Consider the following 22,224-nt stretch of genomic DNA (forward strand, 5'->3'; position numbering starts at 1 on the left):
AGTCGTCCGGGAAAGGGGGTCGGCCAACGATGGGCCGCGAGGCCGACCGCAGGGCGACGGAGCTCGTGTCGTGTACCGTGGGCAGGCCAACGCTTCGCCCGCTTAGGTTCTTGTTGTGTCGCAGATTTTTGGCGCCGAACCGGTAACCGCTTCGGCGAAGTCTGCTTAGCGCCCGGCGCCGGCCGTGAGCGGCTCCATGCCGCTCGCGCGCACCGCGGCGGCCGCCTCGGGCGAGGCGAGGAAGCGGACCAGGGCCCGGGCGGCCTCCGGCTGGCGGCTGCCCGCGACGACGCCGGCCGAGAACACCGTGTAGAGCTGCACGTCCTGCGGCAGCAGGCCGACGATCTCGATTCCCGGAACGGGCTTCAGCTCGCTGAGCTGCTGGAAGCCGATCTCGGCATCGCCGCGGGCGACCACGGCGCCGACCGGCTCGGCCGGGATCATCCGCGCCTTGCCCTTGACCTGGTCCTCGATGCCGAGGCGCTTGAACAGCTCCCGCTCGATGTAGACGCCGCTCGCGCTGTCGGAGTAGGCGATCGACTTTGCCGCGAGCAGGGTCCGGCGCAGGGCCTCGTCGGTGGCGATGTCGGGCTTGGGCGCGCCGGCCCGCACCGCGATGGCGATGCCGGAGCGCGCCAGCGGCGTGCGGGTATCGGCCTCGACCTTGCCCTGCTTGGCGAGGTCGTCGAGGGCGTAGCCGACCATGACGACGACGTCGATCGGCTCGCCCCGCTCGAGGCGGGCCGGTACCGCCTGGGGCGTGTGCCCCATGGACGGACCCCACTCGGTCACGAGCGTGTCGCCGGTGCGGCGCTCGAACTCGGGCGCGAGCGCCCGGTAGGCGGCGGCGAAGCCGCCGGAGCTGACGACGCGCAGCTCGGCCGCCGAGGCGGCGCCCGCGAGGAGCGGCAGGGCGAGTCCGAGGACGCGGGACAGGACGCGGATGCGGATCACGGGTCTTCTCCGGGACGAGGGAATTCGGGGCGCCGCCGGACTTGCGCATCCGGCAGCGCCCCGCAAGGGATCGTGCGTCAGGCGACCGGGCGTCAGGCCGCCGCGGCGCCCTGCGCGGCTCCCGCCGGCGCGGCGCTCCGCTCGCGGTAGATCAGCAGCGTCGCCACGAGGCCGCAGGCCCCGGCGAAGACCAGCCAGAAGGCCGGCGCGGCTCGGTTGCCCGTCGCCTCGATCAGCCAGGTCGAGATCAGCGGGGTGAAGCCGCCGAACAGCGCGGTGGCGAGCGAGTAGGCGAGCGAGAAGCCGGTGGTGCGGACATGCGCCGGGACGATCTCGGTCAGCGCCACCACCATCGCGCCGTTGTAGCTGCCGTAAAGGAAGGACAGCCACAGCAGCACGATCAGCATGTTGGTGAACGAGACGTTGGCGACGAGCCAGGCTAGCGCCGGATAGGCGGTCAGCAGCGTCAGCGCCGAGAAGACCAACAGGATCGGCTTGCGGCCGATCTTGTCGGACAGGGCGCCCATCACCGGCAGCCAGATGAAGTTCGACACCGCGACGCAGAAGGTGACGATCAGGCTGTCCTCGGCCGAGAGCTTCAGCACGCTCTTGCCGAAGGTCGGGGTGTAGACCGTGATGGTGTAGAACGACACTGTGGTCATCACCACCAGCAGCATGCCGAGCAGCACGATCTTCCAGTTCTGGCCGAGCGACGCGAAGACCTCGGGCAGCGACGGGCGCTGCTTGCGGTGCAGGAATTCCTGGGTCTCCTCCAGCGAGCGCCGGATGTAGAACAGGAACGGCACGATCAGGCAGCCGATGATGAACGGGATGCGCCAGCCCCAGGACGCGACGTCGGCCGGGGCCAGGGTGCGGCTGAGCGCGTAGCCGATCAGCGCGGAGGCCATGATGGCGACCTGCTGGCTGCCGGACTGCCAGGAGACGTAGAAGCCCTTGCGGCCGGGCGTCGCCATCTCGGCGAGGTAGACCGACACGCCGCCGAGCTCGACGCCGGCCGAGAAGCCCTGCAGCAGCCGGCCGATCAGCACCAGGAACGGCGCGAACAGGCCGATGCTCTGGTAGGACGGCACGCAGGCGATCAGGATGGTGCCGGCCGCCATGATGCCGAGGGTCACGATCAGGCCGCGGCGCCGGCCGACCCGGTCGACATAGGCGCCGAGGAAGATCGCCCCGAGGGGCCGCATCAGGAAGCCCGCCCCGAAGGTCACGAAGGTGAGCATCAGCGAGGCATAGTCGTTCTCGGCCGGGAAGAACGCCTTCGAGATGTAGGTGGCGTAGAACCCGAACAGGAAGAAGTCGAACATCTCCAGGAAGTTGCCGCTCGTGACGCGCAGCACCGTGGCGACCTTCGATCGTGACGGGGTGATGGTGGCGGGATCCGCCATGGGGTGTCCTCCCTGGTCTGATGAGCCGCGGCGGGACGGTCTCGACCCGGCGTCGGCGGATGGATCGGCGTGGGGGCTCGAGGCCCGGCGCGCGCCGCCGCAGGGCGGGCGTCGCGGGATGCGGACGACGAGCGTGGTCTCGAGAAGGAAGGGGGGTTCGCGGCGTCGGGCCCGCGGCGTGGGCGCTCGCGACGCCCGTCGCGATCGGCTCCGGGACGACGCCCCGGTTTCAGGCCCCGATCTCAGGCCCTTGGGGCCCGGATCCCGTCCTGGCGCGCGTCGTGCCGCCTGTCGGCGTCCTGCATCGGTTCCCTCCCATCTTTCGTTGCGGGAGTCTTAACGGATGCAACCTGTCACGAAGCTGTCACCGCGCCGGGCCCGGGGCCTCCGGGGGGACGGCCGCCCGGCCCTCGATCGCGCGGCGCCACTGCTTGAGCGTCCGGCTGCGCTTGATCTGGTCGAGGGAGGTGAGGAGTTCCGGCCCGACCGCGATCGGGCGCGGGTTCGGCGCCGCCGCCACGGGATCGTCGGGCCGGCGGGCATCCGCGCGCGCGGGCGTCACGGAGCGTTCCGCGAGCCGCGCCTGCCCGTCCCGCGACAGCATGTAGTCGAGGAAGAGCCGCGCCGCCGCCTTGTGCCGGGCGGCCTTGGGGATGAAGGCGATGCGCGAGGTGATGAGCAGGTAGTCGGAGGGCAGCACGACGCCGACCCGCGGATCCTGCTTCGCCCGCTCCAGCGCGTAGGCGCCGAAGACGTCGTAGGCGATGAGCGCCTCGCCGGCGGCGACGCGGTCGAGCATCGGCGTCGTCGCGGTGTAGAGCTTCGCCCCGACCTGGCCGAGCGCCCGCACGAAGTCCCAGGTCCGCGGCGTCACCGCGAGGTTCTGGGTCAGGAACAGGAAGCCGACGCCGCTGCGCTCCGGATCGTAGGCGGCGACCTTGCCGTGCCAGGCCTCCGGCTCCTGGGTCAGGCTGCGCAGGAGATCGGCGTGGCTGCGCGGCACCCGGGCCTCGGGCAGGAGGGCGCGGTTGTAGGCGATGGCGACCGGCTCGGCGGTGATGCCGTAGGCCTCGTAGCGCCACACCGCCCAGGGCGGCAGCCCCGCCGCCTCCCGCGAGACGTGGCGTTCGGCGAGGCCGTCGTTGACGAGCTTGACCTGCAGGTCCATCGCCGAGCTCCAGACGATGTCGGCGGTGCCCTGCCCCGCCTCCGCCTCGGCTAGGAACTCCTCGTAGAGCTTCTGGGAGTTCAGCTTGGCGTAGGAGACGGCGACGCCCGGATGGAGCCGCCGGAATCCCTCGATCAGCCCGGCGGCCTCGGCCTCGTCGGTGGTGGCGCGGATCACCACCGCGCCCTCGCGCACGGCCTGCGCGACGTCCTGGCGCCCGGCGACGATCGGCGCGTCGACCTGCGCCCGGGCGGAGGCGAGGAGGCATCCGAAGGCGAGAAGCCCGGCCCCGGCGAGGAGGCGCCGCCTCACGGGATCACCCGCGCTCTGTTCACCGCCGCTCCCTCCCGCATCCGTTCCGGGCCTGCGCCTTTTCGGTTGCCTGCATCGTCCGCAACGTCAAGGATCGACGCTACAGGTTCGCGCCGCGATGCCAAGATGGCATGTCGGGCCTTGGGGTGCGCACGGGCGCGCAGGAGGGGGGAGACCGGAGGATGCGGGTGCTCGTCGTGGAGGACGACGCGGCGCTGGCCCGCGGCCTCGTGGCCTCGCTCCGGCTCGCCGGGCTCGCGGCCGACCACGAGACCGACGGCGAGAGCGCGGCCCGCCTCGCCCTGTCGGAGCCCTACAGCCTCGTCGTCCTCGATATCGGCCTGCCGGGCCTGTCCGGCTTCGAGGTGCTGCGACGGATCCGGGCGGCGGGCAGCGCCGTGCCGGTGCTGATCCTCACCGCCCGCGACGCGGTGGCCGACCGGGTCCGGGGGCTCGATCTCGGGGCCGACGACTACCTGCTCAAGCCCTTCGCCCCGGCCGAGTTCGAGGCGCGGGTGCGGGCCCAGATCCGCCGCGGCCAGGGACAGCCCCACCCCGTCCTGACCTGCGGCGCCCTCGCCCTCGACCGCGCGACCGGGGCGGTGACGCTGGCCGGCGAGCCCCTGGCCCTGCGGCGCCGGGAGCGGGCGGTGCTCGCCGTGCTGATGGCGAAGGCGGGCCAGGTGGTGCCGAAGGACCGGCTCTCCGGCGAGGTGTTCGGCTTCGACGACGAGGTGGCGCCCAACGCCCTCGAGCTCTACGTCGCGCGCCTGCGCAAGAAGCTGCAGCCGGCGGGACCGGAGATCCGCACGATCCGCGGCCTCGGCTACCTGATCGACGCCGGATGAGCCGGCGCCCGCCCTCCCTGCGGCGCGGGCTGGCGCTCGGCGTGCTGCTGCCCGCCGCGGCGGTGGCCCTGGCGCTCGGCCTCGGCGGCGCCCTCGTGATCCGGGACGTCGTCGAGACCACCCACGACCGCCTCCTCGACGGCTCGGTCCTCGCCATCGCCGAGCGCCTCGCGGTGGACGAGGACAACGAGGTCACAGTGGACCTTCCGCGGGTGGCGCTCGGCATGCTGGAGAGCCAGGCCCAGGACCGGATCTACTACAGCGTCAGCTATCGCGGCCAGCTCGTCACCGGCTACCGCGACCTGCCGCGCCCGGCCTCCGAGCTGGCGCCCGGCCCGACCCGGCACTGGGACGCGGAGATGCGCGGCGCTCCCGTGCGGGTCGCCGCGCAGGCGCGGCCCGTCTACGGCAAGCCCGGGGCGGTGCTGGTGCAGGTGGCCGAGACCCGGGACGCGCGCCGCAGCCTCGAATGGCGGCTCCTCGCCGGCTTGTTCCTCCTCGAGGGCGTGCTCCTCGCCCTCGTCGGGATTCTGACCTGGTACGGCATCCGCCGCGGCCTCGCGCCCCTCGACCGGCTGAGCGCCGAGATCGAGCGGCGCGCCGCCCCCGGGGCGGTCAGCCTGCAGCCGCTCGACGCCTCGCCGGTGCCGGTCGAGGCCCGCGCCCCGGTGCTCGCGTTCAACACCCTGCTCGGGCGGCTCGACGAGGTGATGGCGACGGTGCGGCGCTTCACCGGCGATGCCTCGCACCAGATGCGCACGCCGCTCGCCGTCCTGCGCATGCATGTCGACCTCGCGCGCCGCCACGGCGTCGGCGCGAGCCCGGAAGGCCGCGCCGCCCTCGACGACATCGAGGGGGCGGCGCTCCGCCTGGAGCACCTGCTCGCCCAGCTCCTGGCGCTCGCCCGCGCCGACGAGGATCCCGGGGCGATCGCCATGACGGACCTCGACCTCGCGGGCCTCGCCGCCGCCGTCCTCGCCGAGCAGGTGCCGTGGGCCCTCGCCGCCGGCATCGAGGTCGAGTTCGAGCGGCCGGACGGGCCGGTCACGGTCTCGGCCCATCCGACCCTGCTCGGCGAGATCCTGACCAACGTCGTCGACAACGCGATCCGCTACGCCGGACCCGGCGCCCGGGTGGTGGTGCGGGTGGCGGACGGCCCGGGCGGCGCCCGCGCCGAGGTCGAGGATGACGGGCCGGGCATCGCGCCGGCGCTGCGCGAGAAGGTCTTCTCCCGCTTCTACCGGGTCGCCCGCAGCGGCGGGCCGGAGGGCAGCGGGCTCGGCCTTGCCGTCGTGCGGGCGCTCGCCGACCGGATCGGGGCGGCGGTCAGCCTGCACGAGGCCGGAACCGGCGGGCCGGGGCTCCTCGTCCGGATCGCCTTCCCGCCGGGCGGCGCCGAGGCCCGGCTTCCCTGAGGAGGGGCCGGGCGCGGCGGGCTCACGGGGCGATCGATCCGAGCCACCGGTCGATGGACCGGGTGATGTCCAGGTTGTTGAGCTCCATCATCATCATGTGGCCGTTGCCGCGGATGCCCTCGTCCTCGAGGCGCTTGAACGTCACGTCGACGCCGGCCTGCTTCAGGTAGGCGACGGTGCAGTGGTCGTAGCCCGCGTGATAGGACGATTCGCTCGTCACCACGGCGACCGGGATGCCGGCGAGCCGCGGCAGCCGCCGCGCCGGCGCGGCCTGGAGCCGGCACGGGACGAGGTCCGGCCCCTCGGCGCGCTCCTCGCGGGCGGTGCGCAAGTCGGCGGCCTGCGCGGCGGGCGGGTCGTAGGTCAGGGGAATGTCGGCCAGCCCCCAGGCCCGTGCCGGGCCGGTGCTGCGGATCGCCTCCTCGAAGGGCGGGCCGGAGGGTTCGAGGGCGACGATCGCCCGCACGAGCGCCGGCCTGGCATCGGCGAGGAGCCAGCCGAACGGGCCGGCCTGCGAATGGGTGACCAGGATCGCCGGCCCGATCCGGTCGAGGAGCGCGGCGCCGGCCGCCTGGACGAGCCGCTGGGTGTCCGCGTTGCTCGCCAGGTACTCGACCTGGCTCGCGTAGAAGGCGTCGAAGACCGGGTCGCCCCGGCGGCCGCGCCGCTCGCCGGTGCCGGGCCACTGCGTGTGGGCCTTGGCCCGGGGCCAGGTGCCCAGGCTCTCCGTGGCGGTGAAGGTGCTCTCGAGGGCCGGCGCCGTGAAGGCGCGCAGCGGCCCGTCGAGGCCCGGATGGTAGGCCGAGCGCCCGCGGGCCGGCTGGTCGACGAGGTAGACGACGTAGCCCAGGCGGGCGAACTCGTCGGCCCATCCCCGCCGCCCGTCCGGCGTGGTCAGCCAGTTCGTCGCGGTCTGGCCGGCCCCGTGGAAGAAGACGAGCGGGAGCGGGTGCGTCGGGCGGGCGGGCGCGATCCGCTCGACATACATCGCCCCGTCCATCACCTGCGCGTCCTGCGCGCCGACATAGTGCCCGCCGACGAAGAACACGCTGCGCGTGGTCGCCACCTCCTCCGACCGGGCGCCGCCGAGCCCGGCTCCCAGCAGGACGGCCAGCGCGCAAGCCCGCGATCCCATCCTCATGCCCATCCTCATGCGAACCTCCCCTCGGTCTCGCTCGTCGCGATCCGCACGGTACACGATCACAGGCGGCGTTCGCCCGGACACGCCGTCCCGGCCGGTCCGGGGGGATCCCGCGGGGCCGATGCCGGGGAGCGGGCCCGGGTCCCCCGTCCCCCCGGCGGCGCGGAGGCTGTAGGATGCCCGGCGAAGGCGGGCCGGTCCGGGTCCGCCGAAGACACGCTCCGGCATGGCGAAGATCGTCGCTCTCCACTACTTCGCGGTCGTCACCCGCTGCACGTCGCTGCGCGACGCCGCCACCCAGCTCGACATCCACCCCAACGTGCTGGCGCGGCACATCTCGCAGCTCGAATACTACATGGACGCGCCGCTCCTCGAGCGCGGGCCGCTCGGCATCCGGCTGACCGCGGCGGGAGAGCTGCTCGCGGCCAAGCTCGACCGCACGATCAACGAGCTCGACCACGTCGTCCGCCTGATCGACGACCTCAAGGGCCTGCGCGGCGGCCTCGTCGGGGTGCACGCCGCCGAGGGCGTCGCCGCGGCCCTGCTGGTGCCGGTGCTCGCCGCCTTCTCGGCCCGCCACCCCAACGTCCGCGCCCGGCTGCGGACCGGGACCGCGAAGGACGCGGTGCGGGCGCTCGAGGACGCCTCCTGCGACCTCGCCCTCACCTTCTTCGCCCCGGCCTCGGACGCGATCGCGGTGGTCCGGCGGGTGCGGCTGCCGCAATTCATCATCGCGCCCCCGGACCACCCGGTGACGCGGGCCGGCGGCGCGGCCTGCACGGCGCTGAGCGCCTATCGCTGGGTCCTGCCGGGCCCGGAATTCGGGGTCCGCACCTTCATCGAGCGGGCGGCGGCGGAGGCCGGATGCCGGATCGTGCCGACCTTCGAGGCGGCCTCCCTCGCCCTGCAGCGGGCGCTGATCCTGGAGGCCGGCGCCCTCGCGGTGCTGCCGCGCGCCGCCTTCGCCGACGAGATCGCCGCCGGCCGGATGGCGGCGGTGCCGTTCCCCGAGGCGATGCCGGTCGAGACCTCCCTCGACCTGTGCCTCCCGGCCGACCGCCAGCCGAGCTTCGCCGCCGCAGGGCTGCGGCGCGAGCTGGAAGCCGCCCTGGACCGGGTGCGGCCGTGACCGGCGCTCCCCCCCGACGGAGTGCCACGCAAAGCGGTGCACCCCTCGCACGTTTTCGTCGTAGTCAGTGCGCGCGGGCTCCCGCATCCTGACCGGGTCAGCAGCGGCAGGGTCTGGTGAAGACCCGCGAGGTCCCGCCTCTGCTTTCCCGACAATCCCCGGCGCCCTGGTCTTCGGCGCGACCGGCCTGCACCGCGCCGCGCGGGCAGGATGGTCTGGCGATTGCATGGCTGCCGCCGCGGGCGGGTCGGGACGACGCCCGGTTTTCACGGCCGCATCCGGCGGCGCGACTGCGAGGAGACAACTTGATGGCGTGTCGTCGGTCCGTTCTCGGCCTCCTCGCGGCGACCGCCGCCCTGCTCGCCCCCGGAGCCGCGCCGGCGCAGACGCTCAAGGCGGTGATGCATTCGGACGTCAAGATCGTCGACCCGATCTGGACCACCGCCTACATCGTCCGCAACCACGGCTACATGATCTACGACACGCTGTTCGCGCTCGACGTCGACGGCGCGGTCAAGCCGCAGATGGTCGACACCTACACGGTGTCGCCCGACAACCTGACCTACACGTTTACCCTGCGCGACGGGCTCGCGTGGCACGACGGCAAGCCGGTGACGGCGGAGGATTGCGTCGCCTCGATCAAGCGGTGGAGCGCCCGCGACTCGCTCGGCCAGAAGCTGATGACCTTCGTCGACGGCATGACGGCCGACGATCCGAAACGCTTCACCGTCAGGCTGAAGGCGCCGACCGGGCTCCTCCTGTTCGGTCTCGCCAAGCCGTCCTCGAACGTGCCGTTCATGATGCCCAAGCGGGTCGCCGAGACCGACCCGAACCAGCAGATCTCGGACTTCACCGGCTCCGGCCCCTTCGTGATGAAGACCGACGAGTGGAAGCCCAGCGACAGAATCGTCTACACCAGGTTCAAGGACTACAAGCCGCGGCCGGAGCCGGCTTCGGGGCTCGCCGGCGGCAAGGTGGTCAAGCTCGACCGGGTCGAGTGGCTGGCGGTCTCGGACCAGCAGCAGGCGGTGAACGCCCTGCTCGCCGGCGAGATCGACCTGATCGAGCAGCCCGCCTACGACCTGATCCCGCTCCTCAAGGACGATCCCAACGTCAGGCTCGTCGACTACAATCCGCTCGGCCTGCAATACGCGATGCGGCCGAACCACCTGATCAAGCCGTTCGACAACCCGAAGGCGCGCCAGGCGCTCACCTACGCCCTCAACCAGACCGACTTCCTCCAGGCGGTGGTGGGCGACCCCGATTACTACAAGACCTGCAAGGCGCTGTTCGTCTGCGGCTCGCCGATGGCGACCGACAAGGGCATGGACGGCCTGCTCGACTCGAACTTCGCCAAGTCGAAGCAGCTCCTGAAGGAGGCGGGCTACGACGGCACCCCGATCGTTCTCCTGCACTCGACCGACCTCCAGACCCTGACCAATCTCGGGCCCGTGGCCAAGCAGCTGCTCGAGAAGGGCGGCTTCAAGGTCGACATGCAATCCTCCGACTGGCAGACCGTGGTGTCGCGCCGGGTGCGCAAGGATCCGGCCGACAAGGGCGGCTGGAACCTGATGAACACCTCCTGGGTCTCGGCCGACATCCTGAATCCCGTCATGTCGAGCTTCGTCAACATGAGCTGCGACAAGGCGCCGTTCGGCTGGCCCTGCGACGCCGAGATGGAGAAACTGCGCGACGACTTCGCCCGCGAGGTCGATCCGGGCAAGCAGAAGGCGATCGCCGAGGCCGTGCAGACCCGCTGGCGCGAGGTGGTGCCCTACGTCCCGCTCGGCCAGTTCTACATCCCGATCGCGGCGCGGAAAAACATCACCGGCATCCTGACCGCCGCCGCGCCGGTGTTCTGGAACGTCGAGAAGAAGAAGTAGCGGATGCTCGGCTACGTCCTGCGGCGGCTGCTCTCGGCGATCCCGGTCCTGGCGATCGTCGCGGTGCTGGTCTTCCTGATGCTGCGGCTCACCCCCGGCGACCCGGCGGCGGTGATCGCCGGGGACAACGCCTCGAGCGAGCAGATCGCCCAGGTGCGCCACCAGCTCGGCCTCGACCGGCCGCTGCCGGCGCAGTTCGCGATCTGGATCGGCAACCTGGCCCGCGGCGATCTCGGCGAATCGTTCTTCTTCAAGAAGACCATCGGCGAGCTGATCCTCGGCCGGGTCGAGCCGACCCTGTCGCTCGCCGCCGCCACGATGCTGATCGCCGTCTGCGTGGCGATCCCGCTCGGCGTCGTGGCGGCCTACCGGCACGGCTCCTGGCTCGACCGGATCGTGATGGGCGTGTCGGTGCTGGGCTTCTCGGTGCCGGTCTTCGTCATCGGCTACGGGATGATCTACGTGTTCTCGATCACGCTCGGCTGGTTCCCGGTGCAGGGCTACCAGCCGCTCGCGGGGGGCTTTGGCGGCTACCTGCACCGGCTGGTCCTGCCCTCGCTCACCCTGTCGGTCGTCTACATCGCGCTCATCGCCCGGATGACCCGGGCGAGCGTGCTCGACGTCCTGAACGAGGACTACATCCGCACCGCCCGGGCCAAGGGCCAGGTCGAGCGCAAGATCCTGTTCCGCCACGCGCTCAAGAACGCCGCGGTGCCGATCGTCACGGTCGTGGGCATCGGCATCGCGCTCCTCATCGGCGGGGTGGTGGTGACCGAGAGCGTGTTCGCGATTCCGGGTCTCGGCCGCCTCACCGTCGACGCGGTGCTGGCCCGCGACTACCCGACGATCCAGGCGCTGATCCTGCTGTTCTCCGGCGTCTACGTCCTCATCAACCTCCTGATCGACCTGACCTACGGCCTGTTCGACCCGAGGATCCGGCAGTGAGGGCCTGACTCATGAGCACCGAACCGACCTTTCCGGCCCCCGCCCTCCCCGCGGCCCCCGCCGCCTCCCTGGCCTGGCGCCTCCTGCGCAACCCCGTCGCGGTGGCGAGCGCCGGCCTCCTCGTGGTGATGGCGCTGGTCGGCCTCCTCGCCCCCCTCCTCGGCACGATCGACCCGACGGCGATCAACCCGGCGACCCGCAACCGCCCGCCGGGCTACGAACGCACGATCCGGGCGGAGGACGGCGCGACCGCGACCTTCCGCCACCGGATGGGCACCGACAGCCTCGGGCGCGACGTCTACAGCCGGGTCCTCTACGGCGCCCGGGTCTCGCTCGTCATCGCCGTGTCCGTCGCCGCCATCGCCCTGGCGATCGGCCTGCTGCTCGGGCTCCTCGCCGGCTACATCCGCCCCCTCGACGGGCCGATCATGCGGCTGATGGACGGCCTGATGGCGATCCCCGGCATCCTGCTCGCCATCGCGGTGGTGTCGCTGTTCCGGGCCGGGCTCCCGGCGGTCGTCGCGGCGATCGTGGTGCCGGAGATCCCCCGGGTGGTGCGGCTGGTGCGCTCGATCGTGCTCTCGGTGCGGGAGGAGCCCTACGTCGAGGCCGCGATCATGGCCGGCACCCGCCTGCCGCTGCTGATGGCGCGCCACATCCTGCCCAACACCGTCGCGCCGCTCATCGTGCAGGGCACCTTCATCGCCGCCTCGGCGATCCTGGTCGAGGCGGTGCTCTCCTTCCTCGGCATCGGCATCCCGCCGGAGATCCCGAGCTGGGGCAACATCATGGCGGAGGGGCGCAACCTGTTCCGGGTCTATCCCCACACCATCCTGTATCCGGGGATCTTCCTCGGCCTGACGGTGCTCGCCGTGAACATGCTCGGCGACGGCCTGCGCGACACCCTCGATCCGAAGATGACGGGACGATGATCTCGCCGATGAGCGACGCCCCCTCCCCCGTCCTCGCGGTCGAGAACCTCGCCGTCGCGCTCCCGGGCGGCGGCGACCGGCTGCGCGCCGTCGACGGCGTGTCCTTCACGGTGTCTCCCGGCGAGATCGTCTGCGTCGTCGGAGAATCGGGCTCCGGCAAGTCGGTCACCGCCTTCTCGGTGATGGGACTGCTCGCCCGGGTGCTGAAGCCGGTCGCCGGGGCGATCCGGCTTCTCGGCGAGGACGTGCTGAGCGCGAGCCCGCAGCGCCTGCGGGCCCTGCGCGGCGACCGCATGGCGATGATCTTCCAGGAGCCGATGACGGCGCTGAACCCGGTGCTGACCGTCGGCGACCAGATCGAGGAGGTCCTGCGCATCCACACCGACCTCGGGCCCAAGGAGCGCCGCGCCAAGGTCCTGGCGATGCTGGAGGCCATGCACCTGCCCGAGCCCGAGCGGATGCACGCCTCCTATCCCCACCAGCTCTCCGGCGGGCAGCGCCAGCGGGTGATGATCGCCGCCGCCCTCATCCTCGACCCCGCGCTCCTCATCGCCGACGAGCCGACGACGGCCCTCGACGTCACCACCCAGGCCCAGATCCTGACGCTGATCCGCGAGATGCAGGCACGGCGCGGCACCGGCGTGCTGTTCATCACCCACGATTTCGGCGTGGTGGCCGAGATCGCCGACCGGGTGGTGGTGATGCAAAGCGGCCGCATCGTCGAGCAGGGGCCGGCGGCGGAGGTGCTCGGCAACCCGCAGCATCCCTACACCCGGATGCTGATCGCCGCGGTGCCGACGATGACGCCCGCCCGGCGCCCGCCGGTGACGGGGGCTCCGGCGCTGGAAACCGCGGGCCTCGCCAAGACCTACCGCAGCGGCGGCCTGTTCACGAAGGCCCGCGAGGTCCACGCCGCCGCCGACGTCGCCCTGCGGATCCGGCACGGCGAGACCGTCGGCATCGTCGGCGAATCGGGCTCCGGCAAGTCGACGGTCGCCCGCTGCATCGCCCGGCTGATCGCCCCGAGCGAAGGCCGGATCCTGGTGGCCGACCGGGACATCGCCCGCCTGCCCGAGCGCCGCTTGCGGCCGCTGCGCCGCAAGATCCAGGTGGTGTTCCAGGATCCGTTCCGCTCCCTCAACCCGCGCCGCACGGTCGGCGCCTCGATCGTCGAGGGACCGGTGAATTTCGGCACGAGCCCGGAGGCCGCGACGGCGCGGGCGCGCGAGCTGATGAGCCTCGTCGGCCTCGATCCCGCGGCGCTCGCCCGCTACCCGCACCAGTTCTCCGGCGGCCAGCGCCAGCGCATCGCGCTCGCCCGGGCGCTCGCGATGGAGCCCGAGATCCTGATCGCCGACGAGGCGGTCTCGGCCCTCGACGTCTCGGTACAGCGCCAGGTGCTGGCGCTCCTCGACGACGTCCAGCGCCGCTTCGACTTGGCGATCCTGTTCATCACGCACGACCTGCGGGTGGCGGCGCAGATCTGCGACCGGCTGATCGTGATGCAGCGCGGGCGCATCGTCGAGGAGGGGCCGACGGCGGAGGTCTTCGCCCGGCCGCAGGCGGCGTACACGCGGGCCCTGATCGCGGCGGCGCCGGGGCGGGAGTTCGGGCGGGGGGCGGAGCCCGTCGCCGAGGCGGTGCCGGCGTGATGCCGAGAAATCAAGGGACGGCGCGGGATCCCCTCTCCAGGCGATGCCGGGCTTGCCCGGTATCGCTGCAAGGTGTGGGAGAGGGGTAGGGGTGAGGGTGAGACGCTTCCGGGTGGAGCTGTGACCGTCGTGCTGACAGCGGGACTGTCAGCGTCTTCTGCGGAACCGTAGCACCCTCACCCCTGACCCCTCTCCCAAACGGGAGAGGGGACGCGCCTCTTCTTGAAACGACAGTTCAATGCGTAACCAGAACAGGACAAGACCGATGACCCTCGCCATGAGCTGGGAGGAATGGGCGCAACACGATGCCTGCGCGCTCGCCGCGCGGGTGCGCGCCGGGGAGGTGACGGCGACCGAGCTCGCCGCGCAGGCGGCGGCCGGCGTGGGGCGCGTCAATCCGCAGACGAGTGCCGTGGTCGAGCTGTTCGACGACGCGGTGGCCGACCCGTCCCGCGACGGCACCGATCTGGAGGGCGCCTTCGCGGGCGTGCCGTTCCTGATGAAGGATCTCGGGCCGACCCTGAAGGGACGGCTGCAGGAGATGGGCTCGCTGCTGATGCGCGGCAACCGCGCCGACTCGGACAGCCACCTCACGGGCAAGATGCGCCGGGCCGGGCTCAACCTGATCGGCCGCACCACCACGCCGGAATTCGGGGTGTGCAGCTCGGCCGAGAACCCGGCGGTCTACGTCACCCGCAATCCCTGGAACCTCGACTACACCACCTGCGGCTCCTCGGCCGGCTCGGCCGCCGCGGTGGCGGCGGGCGTGGTGCCGATGGCGCACGCCACCGACGGGGGAGGATCGATCCGCATCCCGGCGGGCGTCAACGGCAATCTCGGGCTGAAACCCTCCCGCGGCGTGTTCTCGATCGCGCCCTACGGGTCGGACCTCACCAGCATCGTGTCGATCCAGGGCTGCCAGTCGCGGACCGTGCGCGACACCGCGACCTTCGTCGACCGGTGCCGGGGCGGCGCACCGGGCGAGTTCATGCCGTACTGGACTGCGCCGGAGCCCTACGCGACGCTGATCGGGCGCGATCCGGGCCGCTTGCGCATCGCGGTCTCCCACGAATGGGGCGAGTACCGCGCCGTGCCCCACCACGTCGCCGAGCTGGAGCGGATCGGCCGCTTCCTCGAATCCTTGGGCCACCACGTCGACTGGGCGCTGCCGGCGGTCGACCTGCCCGCCGCCTTCCGGGCCCAGACCACCTGCTACATCACCAACTTCGCCCAGACCATCAACGCGCTGATCGCCGCCAAGGGCCTCGACCGGCCGCCGGAGGACCTCGTCGAGCCGATGAACATCCGGATCTGGGAGGCGGGGCGCCACGCGACCTACGCCGAGCGGACGGCGATGCAGGCCGCGTTCAATGTCACGGCGCGGGGCTTCGGCGCCTTCTTCGAGGAATGGGACATCATCCTGACGCCGATCACCGCCCGGCCGACGCCGCTCGTCGGCACGACCGAGTACCTGACGCTCAGCGACGAGCCGTCGGTCCACGCCTGGTTCGAGAACCTGTGGCGCAACTTCGCCTATACGCCGCTCGCCAACCTGTGCGGCCTGCCGGCCCTGTCGATGCCGCTCGCCTGGAACGAGCACGGCCTGCCACTCGGCATCCAGGCCCAGGCGCGCCAGGGCCAGGACGGGCTGCTGCTGCAGCTCGCCGCCCAGGTCGAGCGGGCGATCGGGGGACGCTGGAACGAGGGGAAGCGGCCGGGGGTGCATGTGACGGCGGGGACGTGAGCGACCGCGAACCCGCCTGATCGTCGAACGGCCGTGACACCCTCGACGTCATCCCGGGGCTCGCCTCCCGCGAGCCCCGGGATGACGTCGAGGGTACGAGTTACCTTGGATCGACGGACGATTCCTCATCGGAACGCCCCCCGGAGGAGACCCCACCCGTGAAGCTCTTCATCGCCGCGCTCGGCACCGAGACCAACACCTTCTCGCCGATCCCGACCGGGCGCACCGCCTTCCTGGACGACCTCTACGTCGAGGCCGAGGCCTCGCGCCGCTCGGCGCACTGGTTCGTCGGGCCGCTCCGGGTCTGGCGCGAGATGGCCGAGGCGGCGGGCTACGCGGTGGTGGAGAGCCTCGCGGCCTTCGCCCCGCCGGGCGGTCCGACGCGCCGGGACGTGTGGGAGGCGTTGCGCGACCGCGTGCTGGCCGATCTCCGGGCCGCCGGCCCGGTCGACATGGTCCTGCTCAACCTCCACGGCGCGATGGTCGCGGAGACCGAGGACGATTGCGAGGGCGCGCTCGTCGCCGCCGCCCGGGAGATCCTCGGGCCGTCGGTCACGATCGGGGTCGAGCTCGACCTGCATTGCCACCTGACCGACCGGATCGCCGCGGCGTCCGACGTGCTGCTGACCTACAAGGAATACCCGCATATCGACGTCGACGACCGGGCGCGCGACCTGTTCCGCCTCTGCGACGACGCCCGGGCCGGCCGCATCCGCCCGACCATCGCGGTCGCCGATTGCCGGATGCTGGCGGTGTGGCGCACGCCCAACCCGCCGACCCGCGGCTTCGTCGACCGCATGAGCGCGGCGGAGGGACGGGACGGGATCCTGTCGCTGTCGCTCGCCCACGGCTTTCCCTGGGCCGACATCCCGGATGTCGGCGCCAAGGTGGTGGCGGTCACGGACGGCGACCCGGGTCTCGCCCGGCGCACGGCCGACGCCCTCGCCCGCGAGCTGTGGGACATGCGCGAGGCGACGACCGACCGGCTGCTGACCCTCGACGAGGCGGTGGCGATCGCCCTCGCGCCGCCGGAGGGCGTGAGCGTGCTGGCCGACGTGTCGGACAATGCCGGGGCGGGCGCGGCGAGCGATTCGACCGTCCTGCTGCGCGCCCTGGTCGAGGCCGGGGCGGCCCGGTGCGCCATCGGCAGCTTCTGGGATCCGGTCGCGGTGCGGCTCTGCCGCGAGGCCGGGCCCGGCGCCCGCCTGCCCTTGCGCATCGGCGGCAAGACCGGCCCGATGTCGGGCGATCCCGTGGACCTGCCCGTGCGGGTGCTCGGGATCGTGCGCGACGCGGTCCAGACCTACGGCAACGGCAAGCAGCAGATGGGCGATTGCGCGCTCGTCGAGGCGGGGGGCCTGCACATCCTGCTCAACGCCTCGCGCACCCAGGTCTTTCACCCGGAGGCGTTCGAGCAGTTCGGCGTGTCGCTGAACGACTACGCCACCGTGTTCGTCAAGTCGGCGCAGCACTTCAACGCCGCCTTCGCGCCGCGGGCCGACCGGATCCACTACGTCGCCGTGCCGGGCAGCGCCAATCCCGACTTCGCCGCCCTGCGGCTGCCGCGGGCCGCCCGCCCGCTCTGGCCGATCGTCGCCGATCCGTTCTGATCCCGCGGACGGGCGCCGCCGACCGCGGTCTGCCCGGCCCCGTCCGGGGAGGCCGCCTCATGCGACATCCGATTGATTGCTTCGCAATGCGGATTTCGGCTTCGCTCAGGCGTGCGGAGCCTGCGGCTCCGCCGCGCGGGCTGGCGATACCGTTTCCGGAAGTCTTCTTCCGGATCTCGGATCACTCCGCGTGGAGCCGGATCACCGCCCCGTCGGCCCTCAGCGTGGACACGAGGCGCTCCAGCCGGGCCCGGACGTGAGCCCGGATCTCCTCGCTGGACGCGGCCGCCATGACCTCCGGGAGCATGACCTCCGGGAAGTCGATCCTGCGCCGTGCCTGCACCGTCATCGCGTTGACCCTTCTCGATACGAGGAAGCCGCTACGCCTACGCCAACGATACAACACACCGACGATCGATCTATTCACAATGATACGTTGCGAATACGCCCGATAAGCGAAAAACTGGCGACCGTTTCGTCAACACTCATATTGGCGGAGGTTTGTTGCGTCAGTATTACGTGTCGGGCCCCCGAAGGAGTCCTCCACGACCGGCGGCTCCGCCAACCGGGTGAGGGGCCGGTCAGGCGAGCCCGGCATAGGCGGGTCGAGGAGGGCGTGGAGGCCGCCGTCATGCTGGCGCCGGCTTCGAGCGGGTCGGCGGCGCTCGGCGCGGTGGTCCGGGTCGCAGCGTCCCGGACCTGCCGCAGCCGGGCGGCGCGCCGCCGGCAACCGTGACAGCCCCGGCCAGTAAACCCCACCCTGTACCTCGCGCAGCCCCCGCCTATCTCCCCGCCGGACGGAGCAGGCGGCATGACCGATCCCGGAATCCTCGATCTGTGCGATCGCGGCGAGATCTCGCCGCAGATCGCGCTGTCGCGCCTGCTGCTCGCGGGCGAGGCGGTCGATGCCGGGGCGCTGGCACGCCTCGCGGCGGGCCGTCCCGCCTCGGCGCCGCTCGCCGCCCTGGCGCGGCTCGCCGCGCGCCACGGCGACCGCCTGCCCGCCCTCGGCCGGCTCGCCCGCTCCGGGATGTGGCCGGCCGGCGCGGACTTCGCCGCCGCGACCGCCGCCCTCTTCGACCGCCTCGCCGTCGAGGCGCCGGAGGCGGCGGTCGCCTTCTACTCCCTCGGCGACCCGGACGAGCTCGCCGCCGCGACGGCGGAGCTCGTCGGCGTGCTGCGTGCCTGGTCGCCGGGCGCGGCCGGCCGGGTCCTCGATGTCGGCTGCGGCATCGGCCGGGTGGCGACCGCGCTCGCCGCCGGGGCGGGCGCGGTCCTCGGGCTCGACCTCTCCGCCGGGATGATCGCCGAGGCGCGGCGGCGGGCGGGACATGTCGTCAATCTCCGCTTCGTGCAGGGCGACGGGCGCCGCCTGCCAGCCGGGGACGGTACCGTCGACCTCGTCGTCGCGGCCGACAGCCTGCCCTACCTCGTCGACGCCGGCACCGTCCGGCCTTTCGTGGCGGAGGCGGCGCGGGTGCTCGCGCCCGGCGGCGACCTCCTCGTCTTCAACTGGTCCTATCGCGGCGATCCCGGGCGGGACGCGGCCGAGGCGCGCGCGCTCGCGGCCGAGTTCGGCTTCGCCGTCCTGCGCGCCGGCGAGCGGCCCTTCGCGATCTGGGACGCGCACGGCTTCCACCTGAGGCGGGCGCCGTGACGCCGGACGAGCACTGGGCCCTGTGGCGGAGCGATCCGCGGGCGACGCCGTTCCAGTCGCCGGCCTGGCTCGAGCCCTGGTGGACGCATCTCGGCGGCGGGCGACGGCGCGACGCTGAGGTCCGCGAGGCCGACGGCCGGCTCGTCGGCGCCCTGCCGCTCTTCGTCTGGAACGATGCCGGCACCCGCCGCCTCGTGCCGGTCGGGGCCGGCCACAGCGACTATTGCGACGCCCTCCTGGCACCCGGCACCGAGCCCGGGCGGCTGTGGGACGCGATCCTGCGGGACGACGACGCCGTCGACGAGGTGCTGCTCCCCGACCTGCGCCCGGATTCCCCGCTGCTCGCCCCGCCGCCCGGCGGGTGGATCGCGACCGACGCCGAGGCGGAGATCTGCCCGGTCCTGACGCTGCCGCCCGGGGGATCGCCGCTCGCGGGCCTCGGCCGCAGCCAGCGCCGCAAGGTGGTGCATGACCGCCACCGCGCCGCGGCGCTCGGGGAGGTCGTCGAGGCGCTGGCCGGGCCGGAGGAGATCGCCGGCGTGCTCGACGCGCTGTTCTCCCTCCACGGCGACCGGTGGGCGCGGGACGGGCAGCCCGGCGTGCTGGCCGATCCCCGCGTGCAGGCCTTCCACCGCGCGGCGGCGCCGGCCCTCGACCGGGCCGGGCTCCTGCGGATCGCGGTCGTGCGCCACGGGGGACGGATCGTGGCGGTGCTGTACGGCCTCGCCGACGGGACGCGCTGGCACTCCTACATCAACGCCGTCGACCTCGGCGTGCCCGGCCAGAGCTTCGGCACCCTCGCCTTCGCCTGCCTCATCGAGGCCGCCGCCGCGCGCGGCGCCCAGGCCTTCCACTTCCTGCGCGGCGACGAGCCGTACAAGTCCCGCTGGGGGGCGCGGCCGACCCGCACGGTACGGCGGCGGATGCGGCGGGCCTGACCGGCCCCCTCACCCCTCCACCGCCACCAGCCGCCCGCCCTCGTCCATCCGGCAGCGGATCCAGGCGCCGTTGGCGAGGCTGCAGCCGGTGACGGCCGAGATGAAGCCCCAATGGCAGACCACCAGGGTGTGGGCCCAGTCGGGGTCCGAGGCCATCCCGGCCCGGAAGGCGTGCGTGCGGGCCTCGAAGACGTGGTCCGCCTCGTGGTCCGGCTCCCGGGCCGCCTCCCCCTCCTCGCGCCACCAGACCTCGTCGAGATGGGCGAGGTCGAGATGCGGCCAGGCGCGGGCGAGGTCGGTGCGGCAGGTGCCGATGTCGCAGCTCGCCCCGCGCCGCTCCCGCACCGCCGGGGTGACGAGGACGGGCAGGTTCAGCCGGGCGGCGATCGGGGCGGCGGTCTGCAGGGCGCGGGTCAGGGGCGAGCACAGGATGCGTCGCAAGCCCTCCCCCGCGAGGGCGCGGGAGGCGGCCTCCGCCTGCTCGTGGCCGAGCGGCGTCAACGGCGCATCGACGATGCCCGGGTCGACGCCGGTGGCGTGGAAGTGGAGGTTGAACTGGCTCTGGCCATGGCGAAGCAGGATCATGCCGCTCAAGGTAGGGCGCGGCGTCACCCCGGCGCCGCGACGCCGAGCCGCGAGGCGAGATGGGCCCGGTAGCGCGCGACCTCGGCGGCGAGGCGGGGTTGCTCGTCCGCGCCGGCCGACGCACCCGCCATCGTCGCCGCGCCGAGCTGGAAGGCGGCGTAGGCGATCTCCAGCCACGCGACGAAGGCCGGATCGATCGCCCGGCCGGTCCGCCGGGCGATCGAATCGCGCAGCCGCCGCCCGGCCGCGCCGGTCAGGCCGAGCTCGATCGCCGCGCCGGCGACGTCCCAGGCGATGTCCTGGCAGCCGACGAGGTCGTGGGCGGCGTGGTGGTCGACCGCATCGGTCTTCAGGAGGGTGCCGTCGGGCCGCACCAGCCATTCCCAGGCGTGCAGGCGGTTGTCGGTCTCGACCGGCCGCGCGGCGGCGGCGAAGCCGGGGAGCAGGCCGCGCCAGCCGTCGAGGCCGCTTGCCGCCCCCTCGCCGAGCGCCTCCGCGGCGTTGTGCCGGGCCATCTCCCACAGGGCCTCGAGCGCGGCGCCGCGGCCGGGCGCGCTCGGAAAGGCCGCGGCGCGGTGGCCGAGATAATCGCCGACTCTCTCGGCGAGGCGCGCGGGAGCGAGACCGGCGCGTGGCAGGGGCGTCGCGTCCGCGATCCAGCTTTCGACGAGGAAGCCGTGGGCGAACCCGGCGACCTCCGGGCAGAAGCCGGCGGCGTGCAGGTCCCGGGCGCGCCCGACCTTGCGCTCGCCCTCGAAGCCGAGCCCGACGAACTTGGCGAGCCAGGTCCCGCTCCCGGTCCGGGCGAGGAACTTGCGCCGTTCCTGCATCGGGTTGGCGGGGGGCCAGGTGTCCGGATCGGCGAAGGCGTGGGTCCGCCAGGCCCCGCCCGAGATCTCCTCGAGCGGCGCCGTCACCGGCCCGACCAGCGGCGCGAGCCAGGATTCGAGGCGATGCTCCGGCCGCCCGGCCCGCAGGACGAGGTCGTCGAAGGTCAGGACGTGGCGCCGCGCCCGCGCGTAGAGCCGGCGGATGTCGTCCCCGGCGGCGTGGCCCGGCTCGCCGGCATGGCTCGGGAACAGGGCGACGTTGTCCGCCGGCACGCCCCGCTCCTCCAGGAACCGGAGCACAGCCCCGAACGAGCTGCCCGAGAGGCCCGGCCCCTCGTCGGCGACCGCGACGCGGCTCGCCGGGGAGAGCGCGTCGCGCAAAGCCCCGGACAGGCGCAGCGCGCGCCGGAACGGGTGGCCGGTCGGCCGCACGGTCACGAGAGTGCCGCCGAGACCCGCCGCCACCATCGCGCCGAGGCTGGTGCCGATGCTGCGCAGGCCGATCACCGTCGCGCCGGCGCCGAGGCCCGATCCGGCCGCCGCCGCGGCATAGGCTTCGGGATAGACGGCGTAGAAGGCGAAGCCCTCCGGCAGGCGGATCTCGACCGGGCCGGACGGCAGGTCGGCGCAGGCGGACGCGACCGCGGCGCGGTCCGGGACGTCTCCCGCCGCGAAACCGCTGCGCCACGAGGCCCAGACACTGTCGGCCAGCCGGACGAGGAGCCCCGCGAGCGGAGCCGCCGCGCCATCCCCCGTGTCCTCCCCGCTCTCGCGGAACGCCGCATCCGCCACGCCCTGGGTCAGCTCGCCGAGCGCGAGGAGCGCGCCGACGAGCGCGGCGTGGCGCGGGAGCCCCGGCCCGAGCCCGCGCGCCGCCTCGACGGCGTCGCGGAGGCGGGCGGCCTCGTCGCGGGGGTCGGCCTCACGCCGGACGTCGCCGTAGACGAGCACGGGGCAGGCGCTCCTCGATCGGAGGGGTGGGACAGGCGAGCCGTGGTCTCGTCGCCGTTCGAACACGGGTCTTCGCCCGTGTTCTCACCAATCGACGTGATCGATCACGCTCCAGGACGATCGG

General features: G+C 73.1%; 18 protein-coding genes. 11 read left to right on the plus strand and 7 right to left on the minus strand.

Going from position 1 to position 22,224, the window contains the following annotated elements:
• Positions 1-165: 165 nt before the first annotated feature.
• The 3 genes from A5481_RS13570 to A5481_RS13580 form a co-directional block, all read right to left on the minus strand.
• Positions 166-954, minus strand: coding sequence for a substrate-binding domain-containing protein (locus A5481_RS13570; protein WP_048434504.1), 789 nt, complete (start codon positions 952-954; stop codon positions 166-168).
• 92 nt (positions 955-1,046) lie between these two features.
• A complete protein-coding gene (gene tcuC / locus A5481_RS13575; protein ID WP_048434505.1) occupies positions 1,047-2,360 on the minus strand; it encodes an MFS transporter in 1,314 nt (437 codons plus the stop codon).
• A 364-nt stretch (positions 2,361-2,724) separates the two neighbouring features.
• Positions 2,725-3,840, minus strand: coding sequence for an ABC transporter substrate-binding protein (locus A5481_RS13580; protein ID WP_048434506.1), 1,116 nt, complete (start codon positions 3,838-3,840; stop codon positions 2,725-2,727).
• Between the two features lie 182 nt (positions 3,841-4,022).
• On the opposite strand from A5481_RS13580, the gene A5481_RS13585 reads away from it, so the two are divergent.
• A complete protein-coding gene (locus tag A5481_RS13585) occupies positions 4,023-4,688 on the plus strand; it encodes a response regulator (RefSeq protein ID WP_048434507.1) in 666 nt (221 codons plus the stop codon).
• Positions 4,685-6,103, plus strand: a complete 1,419-nt coding sequence (locus A5481_RS13590; RefSeq protein ID WP_048434508.1) for a sensor histidine kinase — start codon at positions 4,685-4,687, stop codon at positions 6,101-6,103. Before A5481_RS13585 ends, A5481_RS13590 begins: the two co-directional genes overlap by 4 nt.
• A gap of 22 nt (positions 6,104-6,125) precedes the next feature.
• On the opposite strand, the gene A5481_RS13595 is transcribed toward A5481_RS13590, so the two are convergent.
• Entirely contained in the window at positions 6,126-7,244 is a 1,119-nt protein-coding gene (locus A5481_RS13595) for an alpha/beta hydrolase (RefSeq protein ID WP_048434512.1), read from the minus strand.
• A 226-nt stretch (positions 7,245-7,470) separates the two neighbouring features.
• On the opposite strand from A5481_RS13595, the gene A5481_RS13600 reads away from it, so the two are divergent.
• The 7 genes from A5481_RS13600 (at position 7,471) to A5481_RS13630 (ending at position 17,139) form a co-directional block, all read left to right on the plus strand.
• Positions 7,471-8,373 (plus strand): LysR family transcriptional regulator, encoded by a 903-nt coding sequence (locus tag A5481_RS13600; protein ID WP_048434509.1) that lies wholly within the window; start codon positions 7,471-7,473, stop codon positions 8,371-8,373.
• 308 nt (positions 8,374-8,681) lie between these two features.
• Positions 8,682-10,256 carry an ABC transporter substrate-binding protein gene (locus tag A5481_RS13605; RefSeq protein WP_048434510.1) on the plus strand — a complete coding sequence of 525 codons (1,575 nt, stop codon included), beginning with the start codon at positions 8,682-8,684 and terminating at the stop codon, positions 10,254-10,256.
• Between the two features lie 3 nt (positions 10,257-10,259).
• A complete protein-coding gene (locus A5481_RS13610) occupies positions 10,260-11,201 on the plus strand; it encodes an ABC transporter permease (RefSeq protein WP_064503989.1) in 942 nt (313 codons plus the stop codon).
• A gap of 11 nt (positions 11,202-11,212) precedes the next feature.
• Positions 11,213-12,133, plus strand: coding sequence for an ABC transporter permease (locus A5481_RS13615; protein WP_064503990.1), 921 nt, complete (start codon positions 11,213-11,215; stop codon positions 12,131-12,133).
• A gap of 8 nt (positions 12,134-12,141) precedes the next feature.
• Positions 12,142-13,785, plus strand: a complete 1,644-nt coding sequence (locus A5481_RS13620; RefSeq protein WP_048436711.1) for an ABC transporter ATP-binding protein — start codon at positions 12,142-12,144, stop codon at positions 13,783-13,785.
• Between the two features lie 265 nt (positions 13,786-14,050).
• A complete protein-coding gene (locus tag A5481_RS13625; protein ID WP_048437117.1) occupies positions 14,051-15,529 on the plus strand; it encodes an amidase in 1,479 nt (492 codons plus the stop codon).
• Positions 15,530-15,687: 158 nt separating this feature from the next.
• On the plus strand, positions 15,688-17,139 hold the full coding sequence (locus tag A5481_RS13630) for a M81 family metallopeptidase (RefSeq protein ID WP_048437378.1): 1,452 nt from the start codon (positions 15,688-15,690) through the stop codon (positions 17,137-17,139).
• 181 nt (positions 17,140-17,320) lie between these two features.
• Here the strand turns inward: A5481_RS13630 and A5481_RS33500 are convergent, their stop codons facing one another.
• Positions 17,321-17,488, minus strand: coding sequence for a hypothetical protein (locus tag A5481_RS33500; protein ID WP_156311737.1), 168 nt, complete (start codon positions 17,486-17,488; stop codon positions 17,321-17,323).
• 462 nt (positions 17,489-17,950) lie between these two features.
• Here A5481_RS33500 and A5481_RS13635 point away from each other — a divergent pair, with 462 nt between their 5' ends.
• Positions 17,951-18,796, plus strand: coding sequence for a class I SAM-dependent methyltransferase (locus A5481_RS13635; protein ID WP_048432568.1), 846 nt, complete (start codon positions 17,951-17,953; stop codon positions 18,794-18,796).
• Positions 18,793-19,734 carry a GNAT family N-acetyltransferase gene (locus A5481_RS13640; RefSeq protein WP_053082262.1) on the plus strand — a complete coding sequence of 314 codons (942 nt, stop codon included), beginning with the start codon at positions 18,793-18,795 and terminating at the stop codon, positions 19,732-19,734. The genes A5481_RS13635 and A5481_RS13640 overlap by 4 nt, the downstream gene beginning before the upstream one ends.
• Before the next feature lie 9 nt (positions 19,735-19,743).
• Here A5481_RS13640 and A5481_RS13645 read toward each other — a convergent pair whose 3' ends face one another.
• Together A5481_RS13645 and A5481_RS13650 are read right to left on the minus strand one after the other, a co-directional pair.
• On the minus strand, positions 19,744-20,319 hold the full coding sequence (locus A5481_RS13645; protein ID WP_048434836.1) for a histidine phosphatase family protein: 576 nt from the start codon (positions 20,317-20,319) through the stop codon (positions 19,744-19,746).
• Positions 20,320-20,342: 23 nt separating this feature from the next.
• The gene (locus tag A5481_RS13650; protein WP_048434835.1) at positions 20,343-22,100 is read right to left on the minus strand and encodes a hypothetical protein; all 1,758 of its coding nucleotides are present in this window, start codon (positions 22,098-22,100) and stop codon (positions 20,343-20,345) included.
• Between the last annotated feature and the right edge of the window lie 124 nt (positions 22,101-22,224).

This window comes from Methylobacterium platani, from assembly GCF_001653715.1.
Classification (GTDB): Bacteria; Pseudomonadota; Alphaproteobacteria; order Rhizobiales; family Beijerinckiaceae; genus Methylobacterium; species Methylobacterium platani.